12 protein-coding genes are annotated in these 14,770 nt (G+C 63.8%); 8 read left to right on the top strand and 4 right to left on the bottom strand.

The genetic code is table 11. The annotated features are described in order from the left end of the window. The first annotated feature begins 149 nt into the window (after window positions 1-149). Complete coding sequence (locus Q7T45_RS20255) at window positions 150-815, top strand: DsbA family oxidoreductase (protein ID WP_304873013.1); 666 nt, start codon at window positions 150-152, stop codon at window positions 813-815. Window positions 816-1,102: 287 nt separating this feature from the next. Here the strand turns inward: Q7T45_RS20255 and Q7T45_RS20250 are convergent, their stop codons facing one another. Next, window positions 1,103-2,047 carry a cupin-like domain-containing protein gene (locus tag Q7T45_RS20250; RefSeq protein ID WP_304873011.1) on the bottom strand — a complete coding sequence of 315 codons (945 nt, stop codon included), beginning with the start codon at window positions 2,045-2,047 and terminating at the stop codon, window positions 1,103-1,105. Next, window positions 2,044-3,276, bottom strand: coding sequence for a GNAT family N-acetyltransferase (locus tag Q7T45_RS20245; RefSeq protein WP_304873009.1), 1,233 nt, complete (start codon window positions 3,274-3,276; stop codon window positions 2,044-2,046). Before Q7T45_RS20245 ends, Q7T45_RS20250 begins: the two co-directional genes overlap by 4 nt. A 489-nt stretch (window positions 3,277-3,765) precedes the next feature. On the opposite strand from Q7T45_RS20245, the gene Q7T45_RS20240 reads away from it, so the two are divergent. Both Q7T45_RS20240 and Q7T45_RS20235 read left to right on the top strand, forming a co-directional pair. Next, window positions 3,766-6,015: an EAL domain-containing protein gene (locus tag Q7T45_RS20240; RefSeq protein ID WP_304873008.1), complete on the top strand. Its 2,250-nt coding sequence runs from the start codon at window positions 3,766-3,768 to the stop codon at window positions 6,013-6,015. Window positions 6,016-6,072: 57 nt separating this feature from the next. Further along, complete coding sequence (locus Q7T45_RS20235) at window positions 6,073-7,170, top strand: DUF2336 domain-containing protein (RefSeq protein ID WP_304873007.1); 1,098 nt, start codon at window positions 6,073-6,075, stop codon at window positions 7,168-7,170. 28 nt (window positions 7,171-7,198) lie between these two features. Here Q7T45_RS20235 and Q7T45_RS20230 read toward each other — a convergent pair whose 3' ends face one another. Beyond that, window positions 7,199-7,915: a Crp/Fnr family transcriptional regulator gene (locus Q7T45_RS20230; RefSeq protein ID WP_304873006.1), complete on the bottom strand. Its 717-nt coding sequence runs from the start codon at window positions 7,913-7,915 to the stop codon at window positions 7,199-7,201. A gap of 377 nt (window positions 7,916-8,292) precedes the next feature. Between Q7T45_RS20230 and Q7T45_RS20225 the strand changes: the two genes are divergently transcribed. Then, window positions 8,293-9,645, top strand: coding sequence for a globin-coupled sensor protein (locus Q7T45_RS20225; RefSeq protein ID WP_304873004.1), 1,353 nt, complete (start codon window positions 8,293-8,295; stop codon window positions 9,643-9,645). A gap of 100 nt (window positions 9,646-9,745) precedes the next feature. Beyond that, window positions 9,746-10,009, top strand: coding sequence for a hypothetical protein (locus tag Q7T45_RS20220; protein ID WP_304873002.1), 264 nt, complete (start codon window positions 9,746-9,748; stop codon window positions 10,007-10,009). Window positions 10,010-10,106: 97 nt separating this feature from the next. On the opposite strand, the gene Q7T45_RS20215 is transcribed toward Q7T45_RS20220, so the two are convergent. Further along, window positions 10,107-10,505 carry a hypothetical protein gene (locus Q7T45_RS20215; protein WP_304873000.1) on the bottom strand — a complete coding sequence of 133 codons (399 nt, stop codon included), beginning with the start codon at window positions 10,503-10,505 and terminating at the stop codon, window positions 10,107-10,109. A gap of 224 nt (window positions 10,506-10,729) precedes the next feature. Between Q7T45_RS20215 and Q7T45_RS20210 the strand changes: the two genes are divergently transcribed. The 3 genes from Q7T45_RS20210 to Q7T45_RS20200 all read left to right on the top strand — a co-directional run bounded on the left by Q7T45_RS20210 (window position 10,730) and on the right by Q7T45_RS20200 (window position 14,582). Next, window positions 10,730-10,909, top strand: coding sequence for a hypothetical protein (locus Q7T45_RS20210; RefSeq protein WP_370691324.1), 180 nt, complete (start codon window positions 10,730-10,732; stop codon window positions 10,907-10,909). A gap of 83 nt (window positions 10,910-10,992) precedes the next feature. Further along, window positions 10,993-12,465 (top strand): caspase family protein, encoded by a 1,473-nt coding sequence (locus tag Q7T45_RS20205; protein WP_304872997.1) that lies wholly within the window; start codon window positions 10,993-10,995, stop codon window positions 12,463-12,465. A gap of 74 nt (window positions 12,466-12,539) precedes the next feature. Next, window positions 12,540-14,582 carry a pyrroloquinoline quinone-dependent dehydrogenase gene (locus Q7T45_RS20200; protein WP_304872995.1) on the top strand — a complete coding sequence of 681 codons (2,043 nt, stop codon included), beginning with the start codon at window positions 12,540-12,542 and terminating at the stop codon, window positions 14,580-14,582. Window positions 14,583-14,770: the final 188 nt, after the last annotated feature.

The raw sequence follows: 14,770 nt of genomic DNA, 5'->3' as shown, positions 1-14,770 counted from the left end.
ACGGTCAAGTACTCCGGCGTTCTTACGAATCCGGCGCTGGGTCCGCAATAACCCCGGAGGTTATGTGGCGCGAGGCATGCGGCCACAGCCCTTGTTTCGTCGCCGGTTCGGCCTATTTTGCGGTCATTGTTTCGTGAAAGGACGTCCCCATGAGCACGCTAAAACCGCTTCAGATCGACATCGTCTCCGACGTGGTGTGCCCGTGGTGCTATATCGGCAAGCGCCGGATCGAGAACGCGCTGGCGCTGGCGCCGGATGTGCCGGTCGAGATCAACTGGCGGCCGTTCTTCCTCAATTCCTGGGTGCCGCGCGAAGGCATCAGCCGCGACGAGTATCTCACCAAGAAATTCGGCTCGGTCGAGGCCTACAAGGGCATCGCCGGCCGCGTCGTCGCCGCCGCCAACGAAGAAGGCCTCACCTACCGGCCGGATCTGGTCAAGCGCCAGCCCAACACGACCGATTGCCACCGCCTGATTCACTGGGCCGATGCGCAAGGCAAATCCGCCGCAATGAAACAGCGGTTGATGGAATTGTATTTCCGCGATGGCGGCGACCTCACCGACGTCAACGTGCTGGTGCAGGCGGCCGCCGACATCGGGCTCGATGCCGAGGATATCCGAAAGCGCCTTGCCAGCGACGAGGACGTCGAGCTTATCTCGGCGCAAGCCAAGGACGCTTCCGACAAGGGCATCTCCGGCGTGCCGACCTTTGTGTTCGCGCAGAAGTACGCGGTGTCCGGCGCCCAGCCGGCCGAGCAGCTGGCGCGCGCGATCCGGCAGGTGTCGGCTGAGGTGAACGCGCAGGCGGCGGAGTAGGGGGAACGTGTCCCGGACGCGGTGCGGCGTCCTTCACGCTGCTCCGCAGAGCCGGGACCCATGCTGGAGCCCGGATCAGCAGCGCACCGCTAACGCGCTGCGCAGCGTCCGGGGAACGCCGCCACATACACCGCCGTCGTCCTGAGGTGCGATCCGTCTTCGGCGAGCCTCGAAGGATGGCAGCAAGCGAAAGTGCTTGTGGCTCATCCTTCGCGGCTCGCAAGGGCTCGCACCTCCGGCGATAACGGCGAAGCCGTTACGCGGGGATGACGGCATGCTTGGCGGCGCTACGCACCCTTCAAATAGTAATTCGCCCGCTTGCCCAGCGCGATCCGGCGCAGCACGCGGCGCATCGCCAGCGAGGCGCGCAGCGGCTTGATCGCGGTCGTGACCGTGCGATAGAACGCCAGCTTCAGCGCGTCGCGTACCGGCTGGCGGCCCGGCGGCAGTTGCGGCAGGCCGGCGCCGCGCAGCATCGAATTGAAGAAGTGCAGGTCGTTGACGCGGCGCACCTCGCGGGTCTTCCAGGTGATCGCCATCGAGATCGAAAAACTGTCGGCGGTGCGCACCCAGTGCGGCCACTGATACGGGACATAGCAGCCGTCGCCCGCGAACAGATGGAATTCGGTGCCGCGCGGCGCGAATCTCTCGTCGTATTTCAGGTTGCGGTGCTTGGTCATCGAGCGTTCGATCTCGTCGTCGGAGACGATGGAGCGGTCGTTGTTGTCGAAGATCGTGAAGAATTTCTCGCCGTGGATATGGACGAAGAAATTGTCCTCGCTGTCGAGATGAAACGGAGTGGTCGAGTTCGGCGACGACACAAAGATAAAACCTTCGAGCTGTTCGAAGCCGGCGTCGAGCAGGCTGTTGAAACCGCGCGCGCGGGCCACCGACAGCAGGGTGTCTTCCAGCAGCCGGCGGTACTCCGGTGAATTCTCCACCCGCTTCAGCACCATCCATGCGCCGGCGGTTTCGATGCTCTTCACCACCTCGACCGGATCGAGATCGACCGAGGGAATCGCATCGGGATCCTGGCTGATCGCGACCTTGCCGGAATTATACTCGATCAGGTCGCGCGGCAGCTCGGCGGCGAGCTGCGCGATGCGCGGCAGGCTCAGCAGCGGATGACCGACGAGCTTGTGACGGATCGCGAACGGCTTGAGCGGAAAGTCGCGCTTCAGCGCCTCGTTCGCGGCCGTGATCACCGGGGCTACTGCGGTGACGGTATTCATGACGTTTTCTCCTGGCGTTTCCGGACGAAATTGACGGCGCGGCGCAGCGGCTCGCGGATCAGCTGGCGCAATTTCAGGGCACCGTGGACCAGCGGCACCACGGGATCGCGCGGCCGCAGCGGGACCAGGACGTCGCCGATCGCCAGGCGCCCGCGCCAGATCGGGTTGATCATGGGATGATCGGCGTTGGCGCTGGAATCGACCAGCGAGATTTCGGGATCGGCGCAGAGATGCCGGGTCAGGTCGAGCGTCAGCTGCACGCCGGGCGACAGTTTTGCAAAACGTTCGTCGACCCCGAGCTTGAAATAGAACGCGCGATCCTGATGCCGCAGCACGATCGCGGCCGCCACCGGCGTGTCGCCGGCGAACAGCGTCACGACTTCGCCTTGACCTGATGCCGCGAGGTCGGCGGTGGCGCGGCGGACAAAAGCGGCATCGCCGTCGTACTGCCCAAGCGCGGTGCCGCGTTGGCCTTTCCAGCCGGAGGCTTCCAGCGTCAAAAATATCTCGACCGCAGATGCAATCTGCTGCGGGGTGCGCGCCACCTCGAAACGGACCTCGCCGTGCTCGGCCAGCCGGTTGCGCTGGCGGCGCAACTCCTTGAGCTTTTTCGGCCCGAGCGCATCGCGCAGCAACTCCTCGGCATCGCGCGTGGCATCGAGGCAGGCGCGGAGGTGGGATTGCAGCAAGCGCGGGCGCATGCCGCCCTGTCGCAGCACTTCCGTGAAAGTCTTGATGGCGGCGCCGTCGAGTGCAACGTCGCGCAGGATCAGCGCATGGGCGCCGGCCTTCCGAGCCTCGCGCATCAATCCGAGGGCGGCATCCTCGGCAAGCTCGCGATCGAGCGGCGGCGTGCCAAGCGTGCCGTAGGGATCGGCGCTGACCAGAACGGGAAGCGGAATTTTGTAGGCGCGCCACATCGAAATCGCGGGCAACAGCCCGATCAGGCGCGCTGAGCCGTCGGACGCAGGTGAAGCGTCGCTCCATGCGGCGAGCGCCGAGACGCCGGTGCGGCCGCGCGCCGAGGCGTTCACTGCCAATGCCCAGTCGGGCAGATAATAACCGTTCGGCTCAAAGGCGCGGTCGGCGAGCGCGCGCCATTGGCTCGCGGCCACCGCCGCGAGCGGCGCAAAGGCGGCGCCATGGCGCGAAGCCGCTGCCGGCTGCGGCCGCTTGCCCGCGATCACCGAAGTGCCACGGACCACCGCTCTGTCAGCTATCTCGACCACGTCCCCGTTTCCCCGTTCGCGATGATCGAAGCGAGCGCGCGTGGCGTCGCTTCCTGCATTGCCTTGACGAGGACGCTACCGAAAAAGATTGGAAAAACCCGCCTGCGCGGCGATGCAATTTGAGCGGTAATGTTAACGAGCTGTTCATCATGCCGAAGGTGTGAGCCGGACTGGACCGGTCGCAGATCTCGGATGCGGTGGTCGCGTAGGCTGCGCCGACGGGGCTGCTTTGCCGTGATTCCCACCGTCCTTGGTCGACGAAGAAAACCTGGCGTGCTTCGCATTGATCCAGATTAACAACACAGATCAAGTCCGTGCGTTTGAGGATTAATTCAAGCCCCTTATTCGTTTTGATCGGACGGCGCTGTCGATGCTTCAATGCAACGCAAAACAAGCATGTGGTGAGATGAGCTTCATCAAGAAGAACTTCGGATCAAGCCGTTGAGCCAGCAATCGACAGCATTGAACCAGCCATTGAGGGCTTGGCATATGCTCGGCGCGCGCTTGCAGGGCGCTGTGATGCTGGTCGTCGCCGGTGCGGCCACGATCGCGCTCCAGCTCGCGCCTGGAATATCCGGTCTCTACGCCATCCTGCCGATCGCTGCGGTCCTGTTCGCAGGCGGCATCTGCGCCGCACAACGTTCGAAGGGTACACGTGCGGCATCGCGGCAGGCGCGGCCGGAGATCCTGTTGAAGACGGCGATCGAAAGCACGCCGAACGGCCTGTGTATCTTCGATTCCGACCTCCGGGTCGTTGTCAGCAACAGCCACTTCGCCACGATGTATGGGCTGACGCCGGCGCAGACCCAGCTCGGGACCTCGCTGCACGAAATTCTCGACAGCCGCGTGGCCGCCGGCTGCTGCCCGCCGAATGCGGCGCAGTATGTCGACGATTGCCTCGTCAAGGCAGGTTCCCGGGAGACGGTCCATACGACGGATGAGCTCTGCAATGGCAACGTCATCGCCGTCAGTCGCCACCCCATGCTCGACGGCGGATTGATCGAGGTTCACCGGGACATCACCGACGCCCGGCTTGCGGAAACCCGCGCCGACGCCGTCCAGCAGGAACTGATCGAAAAGCAGTATGCGATCGACCAGGCTGTCATCGTCGCGGTGACCGATCTTACCGGCAACATCACCTATGCAAACGATAATTTCTGCAGGATCAGCGGATATTCCCGCGCGGAATTGCTGGGGCGGAACCACCGCATCCTGAATTCCGGCACGCATTCGAAGGAATTGTTCCGCGACATGTATCGCTGCATCGCGAGCGGCGAGGTCTGGCGCGGCGAATTATGCAACAGGTCCAAATCCGGTGCGCTCTATTGGGTCGACACCGTCATCACCCCGCAGCTCGGTGCCCAGGGCAAACCGATTGCGTATATGGCAATCCGGATCGATATCACCGCGCGAAAACATGCCGAAGCCCAGATTTCCCATGCGGCGACGCATGATGCGCTGACCGGACTGGCCAACCGCGCGGCGCTGCTGGAGCGGATGAACGAAGCGCTGGCTCACATGCAGCTGCACGGCGGCGCGCTGACCACCCTGATGCTGGATCTCGACGGATTCAAGCAGGTCAACGATACGCTTGGGCACGCCGCCGGAGATACCCTGCTCAAGGAGCTGGCGGGCCGTTTCAAAGCGTCGCTTGGCGAGACCGACATGATCGCGCGTCTCGGCGGCGATGAGTTTGCGATCATTCAAACAAGCGTGACCGATCAGAGGGAGGATGCGATCGAGCTGGCGGTCAGGCTGCTGGAGTTGACAGCCATGCCATTCCGACTGGATGGGCAGGATGTCTGCATCGGGACCAGCATCGGCATCGCGCTGGCTCCGGCGAACGGCACCAAAGCGGGCGACCTGCTCAAGAAGGCCGACCTTGCCCTGTACCGGGTGAAGTCCGAGGGGCGTAACAGCTTCAGCTTCTTCGACGAGGATCTGGGCGAGAAGGCGATCTCGCGGCTGCAGCTGGTCAACGATATGCGGGCGGCGCTGTCGCGCGACGAATTCGAGCTGCATTATCAGCCGCTGTTCGATACCGCGACGTCGCGGCCCTGCGGAATGGAGGCGCTGGTCCGATGGCGCCATCCCGTCGCGGGACTGCTGTATCCGGATCGTTTCATCGGCATCGCCGAAGAGACCGGGCTGATGGAATGGCTGGGGCAATGGATCCTGCGGCGCGCGTGCGCCGATGCGGTGTCCTGGCCGGAGGATATCAAGGTGGCGGTCAATCTGTCGGCCTCGCAATTCCGGGCGGGTACGCTGTTCGACGTCATCCTGTGCGTGCTGGTGGAGTCGGGATTGCCGCCGGAGAGGCTGGAACTGGAGATCACCGAATCCTTGCTGCTGCAGGACAAGGAGAGCAACGTGCTTGTGATTCAGCAGCTCAAGAATATCGGCATTACCATTGCCCTTGACGACTTCGGAACCGGATATGCCTCGCTCAGCTACCTGCTGCTGTTTCCGTTCGACAAGATCAAGATCGACAAGTCCTTCACGCAGGGCTTGTTGACCCGAACGGATTGCCGGGCCGTGGTGGCGTCGATCCTGACGCTCGCGCGAGGACTGGAAATTGCCGTGACCGCCGAGGGTGTGGAAACAAAATCGCAGTTTGAACTGCTGCGGGCCCAGGGCGTCGATTACGTTCAGGGCTACCTGTTCGGTCGCCCGTGTCCGTTGGCGGAACTCGACTTTTCTGCACTCGAACTGATCATGCGGGCAGATGAGGCGGCCTGAGAAAATGCGCCGTGGCGCGAGCTTTCTTCGCAGTCCGCCGGGCCAGAGGCCAGCACCGTGATTGTCAACCAGTCCCTGGTCGAGGAGCTCGAGACGGCGATCGCGGGCAGCGATATCGGACGGCGGGCTGCGATGTTGCGCCGCGTCGCCGATCTCTTCGCGTCGAACTCCGGAAATCTCTCGGATGAGCAGACCGCGGTGTTCGACGACGTCTTGCTTCAGCTGGTCGATGAAATCGAAACCTCTGCGCGCGGCTGTTTCGCCGAGTATCTGGCGCTCAGTCCCGTCGCGCCGCCCCGGATATTGCGCCAGCTGGCGCTCGACGACGTTATCGACGTTGCCGGTCCGGTGCTTTCACGCTCGGAGCAATTGGACGAGATCACGCTGGCGGACGGCGCCAAGACCAAGAGCCAGGCACATTTGCTGGCGATCTCGACCCGCAAAACCATTCCGGAATCCGTGACCGACATCCTTGTCGAGCGGGGAAACCGGCAGGTTGCGCTGAGTGCCGCGGCAAATCCGGGCGCTTCGTTCTCCGAGTTTGGATATTCTTCGCTGGTAAGGCGATCGTCTGACGACGACGCGCTGGCGCTTTGCACTTGGTCCCGGCGCGAGATCCCGCGGCGGCATCTGCTCAAGCTGTTCGCCGACGCCTCCGAGTCCCTGAAACGCAGACTGTCGAAAGAGGATCCGCGCAAGGCCGCTCGGATGGCCGACATCGTCACGCGGGCGGCGAGCAAGCTTCAGTCCCAGACCAGGGAAACGTCGGCGGATTTCGCCACGGCGCGCGCGCTTGTTCAGTCGCTCGACGGGACCGGCAAGCTCGACGAAGCCGCGCTGTTCGAGTTTGCCAGCGCGGAGAAGTTCGCCGAAACCGTGCTGGCGCTGTCCGTCATCTGCGACCTCCCTGTCGGCCTCATCGAGCGTGCCCTGGTCGAGGTACGGTCGGAACAGGTTCTCGTGCTGGCCAAGGCCTCCTGTTTGAGCTGGAAGACGACCAGGGCGATCCTGCAGCTGCAAGCGCCGGCGGAGAGATCGACTGGAGATCTCGACCAGCTGCTTGAAACCTTCCTGCGGCTGAGGCCGGAAACCGCCAGACAGGCGGTTCAGTTCTACCGGTTGCGTGAACGGTCTCTGGCGGCAAGTCCGAATTGAACAGGTGCAGCGTCGCCGTGACGGAGCGCTATCGCAGCGAACCGATCTTTTCCAGTTCCGCAAGGTTGGAAACCGTCAGCACGCCCTCGGACAGTGCGAGAATGCGGCGTTCGCGAAATTGGCCGAACACCCGGCTGACATGGACTGGAGTCAGTCCGACCGCGTCGGCGATGTGCTGCTGGCGCAACGGAAACGGGTAGCGCTGTTCGCGGATTACGTTCCGCGCTGCTATCCGCGGTATCAGGTGCAACAGCAGATAGGCGATGCGTTCTTCGGCCGAGAACTGGCCGAGTGCGGTAGAAAGTTCGGCGGCGTCAAGGGTTTCGGCTACGCAGGCCTTCGCGATCGCCCGTTGAACGCTGGAATCGGCGGCGCACCTTACGCGGATTTCGGAACGTGCAAATGCGCTTAGCCGAACCTGGGTCAACGCCTTGACCGAGAAATAGAATGCTTTCTCGAAGATGGTCGTGGGAGAAAAAATATCGCCAGGCAGCAGGAATTGCAGGATTTGCCTGCGGCCGTCGGAAAGCTGATAGTAGCGGAAAGCCCAGCCAGCACACAGAACGAATACGTCGCTGGAGACCTGATTTCGGACGGCGATTTGCTCACCCGCTCGGGCAGCGGTGAAATGCTGCCAGCCGGAATTCTGATCTGATTTCGAGGCTTCCGAAACAGCTCCGAGCAGGGCTCCGCAAAGACCAGCTTCGCGGTTAGGGCAGGTTACGCAAAGTGACACAAGAGTCATTCGGAGTGTTTTGCCTCATGGCTCGCAACCACGCGAAGTGAAAATTCTCCGACGCTGGAGAATTGTTGCAAATGCATCTATCAGAATTTGCTAATAGAGCAAATTGAAATGCAAGCGTCTTTCGGACTTTGGCCGCGCGCGACCTATCAGACGTTTGCCGGCAATCCGATTGCAACCTGAACGCAGCGGCACCGCGCCTGTCGCCTTAACGTAGATCAACAACCTGGATCAAGTTATGGCGCTCGGAGTTTTTCTGAGAATCGATCTAGCATTTTTGCGTTGAAGTGATCGCTTGTACGCACCAGTAGCGTCGCATTTATTCGCAAGAGTCTTCCGCAAGAATTCTATTCTGGTTTTGATTTCAGGGAGAGCAATCAATGACCGAAGCAATCGTGGCAATCCGCAGTCAGGATCGTGAATCCCGGATGCGCTTCATGCGCATCGACGACGCGACCGGCGAACTGCTGCGTGAATTCTGGAAGGTTGTCGAGCCGGCACTGCCGGAGGTCCTCGAAGGCTTTTACCGGCATATCGCCAAGGAGCCTCAGCTGGCGCGCCTGATTGGAAGCGATATTCCGCGTCTCAAGGCAGCTCAGGGGGCGCACTGGGCGCGCCTGTTCAACGGCCGCTTCGATCAAGAGTACATGCAGGGCGTGCGCACGATCGGCCTGATCCACAACAAGATCGGGCTGGAGCCGCGCTGGTACATTGGCGGATACAATTTCGTGCTGAGCCAGCTCGCTGCCCTCGCTGTTGGTCAGTATCGCTGGAAGCCCGCTCGTCTCTCGGGGGTGCTGACGGCCTTGAACTGTGCGGTGCTGCTGGACATGGACATCGCGATTTCGGTGTATCAGGAAGCGATGCTGGCGGAGCGTCAGAACCAGCAGGACAAAATCACGACCGCGATCCGGGATTTCGACGGTCAGATGAAGATCGTGCTGAAGACGGTCGGGGGCTCGGCAGAAAATCTGCAGAACGCCGCCAATGCGCTCGCCGCCAATGCCGAACAGTCGACCCAGCAAACCACCACCGTGGCCGCTGCCTCGGAGGAGGCCTCCGCCAACGTGCAGGCGGTGGCGTCGGCTACCGAGCAACTGACGTCGTCGGTCAAGGAGATCGGTCGTCAGGTTACGGAGTCCGCCAGGATGACGGGCAAGGCGGTGGAGCAGGCCAGCCAGTCCAGCGCCGGCATGCAAGGCCTCGCGGAAGCTGCGCAGCGGATCGGCGCGGTCGTCGAACTCATCAACACCATCGCGGGGCAGACCAACCTGCTGGCGTTGAATGCCACCATCGAAGCCGCGCGCGCCGGCGATGCGGGCAGGGGCTTCGCGGTCGTAGCCTCCGAGGTCAAGGCACTGGCCGAGCAGACGGCGAAGGCGACCGACGAAATCAGCCAGCACATTCTCGCGATCCAGACCGCAACAAAGCAATCGGTAGGTTCGATCGAGGAAATCGGAACGACGATCGCGTCGGTCAACGAGATCGCAACGGCGATCGCGGCGGCCGTCGAGCAACAGGGAATGGCGACTGCCGAGATCGCGCGCAATATTCAGGAGGCCGCCCGGGGCACCCAGGATGTTTCGAGCAACATCGGCGGTGTCAGTCAGGCCGCGAGCGAAACCGGCCAAACCGCCGCGCAATTGCTGTCTTCCGCCAACAAGCTCTCGCAGCAATCGGAGATGCTGCGCACGAGTGTCGAAGGTTTCTTCTCGGCTATACGGGCCGCCTGACGCGGATGCCGTGCCGACATGAAATCGCGGTTCAGGTTGGGTTCGGAGTTGTCATGATTTGTTTCGACAGCGTCCCGGTGCGAACTTCAAGGAGACCTGCATGCCGACCTCATCAGAGCGCCCGTCCGATGAATTGATCTTCCAGCACCTAGGCGCAGCCGTCGTGCTGTGCTGGGCGCAACTGCCACCTGGGGCAAGAGACCAGATCATGCGCCAGGCCGACGATGTGATCGGGCTGGCGCCGATCCCGGAGATTCGAACCGAGATCGTGAAGCTGTTGCTGCGCCGCGCCAAGGCCCAGTGGCTGGCTGCGTTCGTCTCGATCACGGCGCCCCGAAGCGACCCAGCCATTCGGGGACACTGATCCCGGCGGATCGGTCTGATACGATCTCGGGCAGTTCTACACGTGCTCCGTACCGCAGGGCGGATCGTTGACGACGCCCGCCAATCGGGGAGCGCCGCTAGATCGGCTCGTACGTCTCCGATGCGCAGTCGTCGTCACGCCGCCGGTCGGTGATGACGCCGCCGCTGATGATGAGGCGATAGGTCTCGGCGCCGAGCGGTTTGCCCATCACCGAGGTCAGTTCGGCCCTGACGCAGGCGGTCCAGCCCGCGCCCTTCTCCTCGCGGAGCGGCGGCGAAACCCGCACACCGCGCGGGTTCGAGGCCGCCGTGAACAGCGAATCCAGTTTCTCCCGCACCAGCCGTTTGACGTCGGGCGGCGTTTCCGGCGGGGGCGGATCGGGGGCCTTGTTCCGCATGAACTCCGGCACCGGCGAGCGGCTGTCGGCAAGGCCGCAGCCTGCCAGTGCCAACGCCACGCCGACCATCAACGCCCAGTGAACAACGACCCGCCGCATCCGCCGTTTTTATCCTACGCCCGTTAAAATTGCCCGCAATTGGGGAGCAATTCGCGCTGCTGCATCATCAAATTGCCGGAACCGGGTCCCTTGGGGCACACCACCCCCCCGGGGCTTTGCCATGATCGCCCCGCAGGCTAGGTTGGCAGCCAGGATGACAGGGAGACCAGGCGATGAAGATCTTCACGGTTGCGATGGCGGTGGCGATGATGGCCTTGCTGGCCATGCCCGCACACGCCCAGGCCAACCGGCCCAAGGAGGAGACCAGGAAGGTCGAGGAGAAGAAGCCGGTCGTCGACGAGAAGGCCTACAAGGCCGCACTCGAGCGGATTCCCGAATCCAGGGAAAAATACGACCCCTGGGGCGGCGCGCGGCCGGCGGAACCCGTCAAAAAGACAAAATAAGCAGACCAGCAGCGGTATTCGCGATCCGGGCTTGAACCTCGGCGCTGATACGACTGACCAATTTGACAGCCTGGAGGTTAGCCATGATCAGTCCCGTCATTCGCCATATCGTTCTCGCCGCGGGAATCCTGCTGGGCTCGCACGCAGCCCTTGCTGAAAACCGTGTCGCGCTCGTGATCGGCCAGTCGAACTACCGCGCCGTGGTTCCGCTGCCCAACCCGGCCAACGACGCCAAGGCGGTGTCCCAGATGCTGACCGAGTCCGGCTTCGAGGTGTTGACGGCCGCCGATCTGTCGCAGAACGAACTGCGCGCCAAGGTCGGCGACTTCGCGGCCAGGGTGGCCGAGAAAGGCCCCGATACCGTCGCGCTGGTGTTCTATGCGGGCCACGGCCTGCAGATCGATGGCGAGAATTTTCTGGTGCCGGTCGATGTCGATCCGAAGCGCGAAACCGACATTCCGCTGCAGGCGGTGCGCCTTAACGACATCCTGAACACGCTGGCCTCGGTGCCGAGCAAGACCCGCATCCTGCTGCTGGATTCCTGCCGCAACAATCCGTTCCCGGACATCAGCAAGACCGCCGCGCGCGGGCTCGCCATCGTCGATGCCAAGACCGGCGCTCCCGGCACCTTCATGTCGTTCTCGACATCGCCAGGCGCCGAAGCCGAGGACGGCAGCGGTGCCAACAGCCCCTACACCACGGCGTTGCTCGCCGTGGCCAAGGAGCCCGGACTTTCGATCGAGGATACCTTCAAGCGCGTCCGCGTTGCGGTCAACAAGGCGACCGAGGGACGGCAGACGCCCTGGGACAGTTCCTCGCTGACTGACGACTTCCGGTTCGTCGGTCCGGCCGTTGCCGGTCCAAAACCCGCTTCCGCCAAGAAGACGGTCGACGAGTGGAAGCGCGACCTGAAAGGCAAGCCGGTCGAGGCCGCCAATGAATTGATTGTCGCCGACGGCACCGACGAGGCCTATGACGCCTTCGCGACCCTCTACGCCCAGACGCCGCTGGGCTTGCAGGCGCGCGACTGGCTGGTTCGTCACCGCCGCATGAAGGCATGGAACGATGCCGTGATCCTGAACACCGCGGCGGGCTATCGCGCCTTCAGCGTGCAGTTCCCGGACAGCGATCTCACCCCGACCGCGCGCAAGCTGGAAGAGCGGCTGCGCAATCGTCCGAACTTCGTCGCCACTGTTGCGACAGGTGTCGGCGCAGCCAACGCGGCCGTGTCAGGCCCGGCCGGCGGTTCGCCCCAGCCGACCAACGCCTCGCTCGGCCCGACCTGTCCCTGCACCACGCCGATCGTGCCGCTGAAGAAGGTCGATACGCCGAAGAAGCGCGTCGAGCCCGATCCGCCGAAGCGCGTCGACCGTACGCCGCCGCGCCGTTATGTCGACGATGACGTCGTGGTCGTCCGCCGCCCGCCGCCGCGCTATTACGAACCGGTGCCCGGACCCCGGGTCGGCATCGGCATTGGCATCGGGGTCGGCGGCGGTTACGGCGGTGGTTATGGCGACAGGGGCGGCCACCAGGGCAGGTCGAGAGGCGGATACTGAGGGGGCTGGCCCTTGCAACGGATTTTCGCTGGCGCCATTGATCCCTGAGCGATGATCGCGGTGCAGCAGGGGCCATGCGACGATTTCCGATGCTGATTGTCTTCCTCGTGCTAGCCGCTGCGCCGGCGCTGGCCTGGGAGCATTGGGGCGGCGATCGCGGCGGCATGCGGTTCTCGCCACTCGCCCAGATCACGCCGGCCAATGTCGGCAATCTGGTGCGGGCGTGGGAATTTCGCACCGGGGATCTCGAGCGCCGCGCGCCGGCGGTGATGGCGCGGACGAAATTTCAGTCGACGCCACTGTTGGTCGAGGACAGCCTGATCTTCTGTTCGCCATTCAACGAGGTGATCGCGCTCGACCCCGGCAGCGGCGCGCCAAAATGGCGCTATGACCCCGGGATCAGCACCGAGCAACGGCCGGCCAACCGCTACAATTGCCGCGGCGTTGCCTGGTGGGTCGACGACCACGTTGAGGCGAATGCGGCCTGCCGCGCGCGGATATTCATGGGCGCCAACGATGCCCGCGTCATTGCGCTCGATGCCCGCACCGGCATTCCCTGCACCGATTTCGGCGCCGGCGGGGCCATCAAGCTCGAGACCGGCCAGTTGGACTGGCCGGGCGAATTCCAGATCACGTCCGCGCCGGTGGTGAGCCGCGGTGTCGTCATCGTCGGCTCCGCGATATCAGACAATCGCCGCGCCGAGGCGCCACCCGGCACCGTGCGCGCCTTCGACGCCAGGACCGGGCGGCCGCGCTGGGGTTTCGATCCGCTGGTCCATAGCGGCATCATCGCTGGCCACGCCAATGTCTGGGCGCCGATGTCGGCGGACGAGGATCGCGGGCTGGTGTTCCTGCCGACGTCGTCGCCGAGCCCGGATTTCTGGGGCGGCAAGCGGCCCGGCAACAACGAGCACGCCAATTCGGTGGTCGCGCTGCGCGCCGAGACCGGCGAACTGGTGTGGTCGTTTCAAACCGTGCATCACGACGTCTGGGATTACGACCTGCCGGCGCAGCCGACGCTGGCGCGGATCGACACCGGGCAGGGCATGCGCGACGTCGTGATCCAGGCGACCAAGCAGGGTCTTGTCTTCGTGCTGGACCGCGACACCGGCAAGCCGGTCTGGCCGGTGGAGGAGCGCGCCGTGCCGCAAGGCGGCGCCGAGGGCGAGCAGTTGTCGCCGACGCAGCCGTTTCCCACCCACGTGCCGGCGCTGGTGCCGCATCGGATTGCAGCGGACGATATGTTCGGCCTCATTCCGTTCAGGGATCGCGCGTTGTGCCGCGAGCAGCTCGCGGCCGCGCGCAACGAGGGTCTTTACACGCCGCCCTCGACTCAGGGGACGGTGGTTTTTCCGATGACCGGCGGCGGCGTGAACTGGGGCGGTGTGGCATTCGATCCCGTCAACCAGATCCTCCACGTCAACACCAGCCGTGCCGTGCACATCATCAAGCTGATGGCGCGTAGCGATGCCGAAGGCTTCAAGGCGCCGCCGGGCCATGATTTCGGACCGCAGCGCGGCACGCCGTTTGCGATGACGCGCGCGCTGGCGGCGTCGCCATTGGGCCTGCCGTGCAACAAGCCGCCCTGGGGCGTCACGATGGCGGTCGATCTGAAGGCGGGGAAGATTCTCTGGCAGTCGTCGGTCGGCACGGCGGAAGACCGCGCGCCGCTCGGGATGGCTTTCAACTTCGGCACGCCGCTGGTCAACGGCGTCGCGGTTACCGCGGGCAGCCTGGTCTTCACCGGGGCGATGGACGCCTATCTGCGCGCCTTCGATGCCAAGTCCGGCGCAGAACTCTGGCAGGGCAGGCTGCCGGTCCCCGGCGTCGCCAATCCCATGACCTATCTCTGGAAGGGCGAGCAATATGTCGCGATCGGCGCCGGCGGCCATTCCGAATCCGGCACCACCATCGGCGATAGCCTGGTGGCGTTCCGGCTGGCGCGGCCGGGCGAGGCGCCTTCGCTGTGGTCACGCACCATCGACCGGCCCGGCGGACGTTTTTGGGCCAAGGCGATCCTGTTCGCGCTCACGATTGGGCTTCTGGCAGTTGCGGCCTCCCGCTGGCGCCGCCGTGCCAGACTGCGCCGAACCAGCTTGCCCGACCTTTCGGGATAATGAGAGGCGCGGTTACGCCTGGGTGTCGCCGTACCACAAGGCGCCGGCGAAGAGCACAAACATGGCAACCACAGCGACAGAAACCAGAATCGAATCGAGAGGCATTGCAGCATCCTTCGGCAAGAGAAGGCGCAATTTTTCCCGAACGGGTCCGGTTCTTTCATTGATCTGGATCAATGCACGCACGG

It is taken from the genome of Bradyrhizobium sp. (assembly GCF_030646015.1).
Lineage (GTDB): Bacteria > Pseudomonadota > Alphaproteobacteria > Rhizobiales > Xanthobacteraceae > Bradyrhizobium.
The sequence above is the reverse complement of the archived record's forward strand: the minus strand, read 5'-3'. Positions and strand labels throughout refer to the sequence as shown.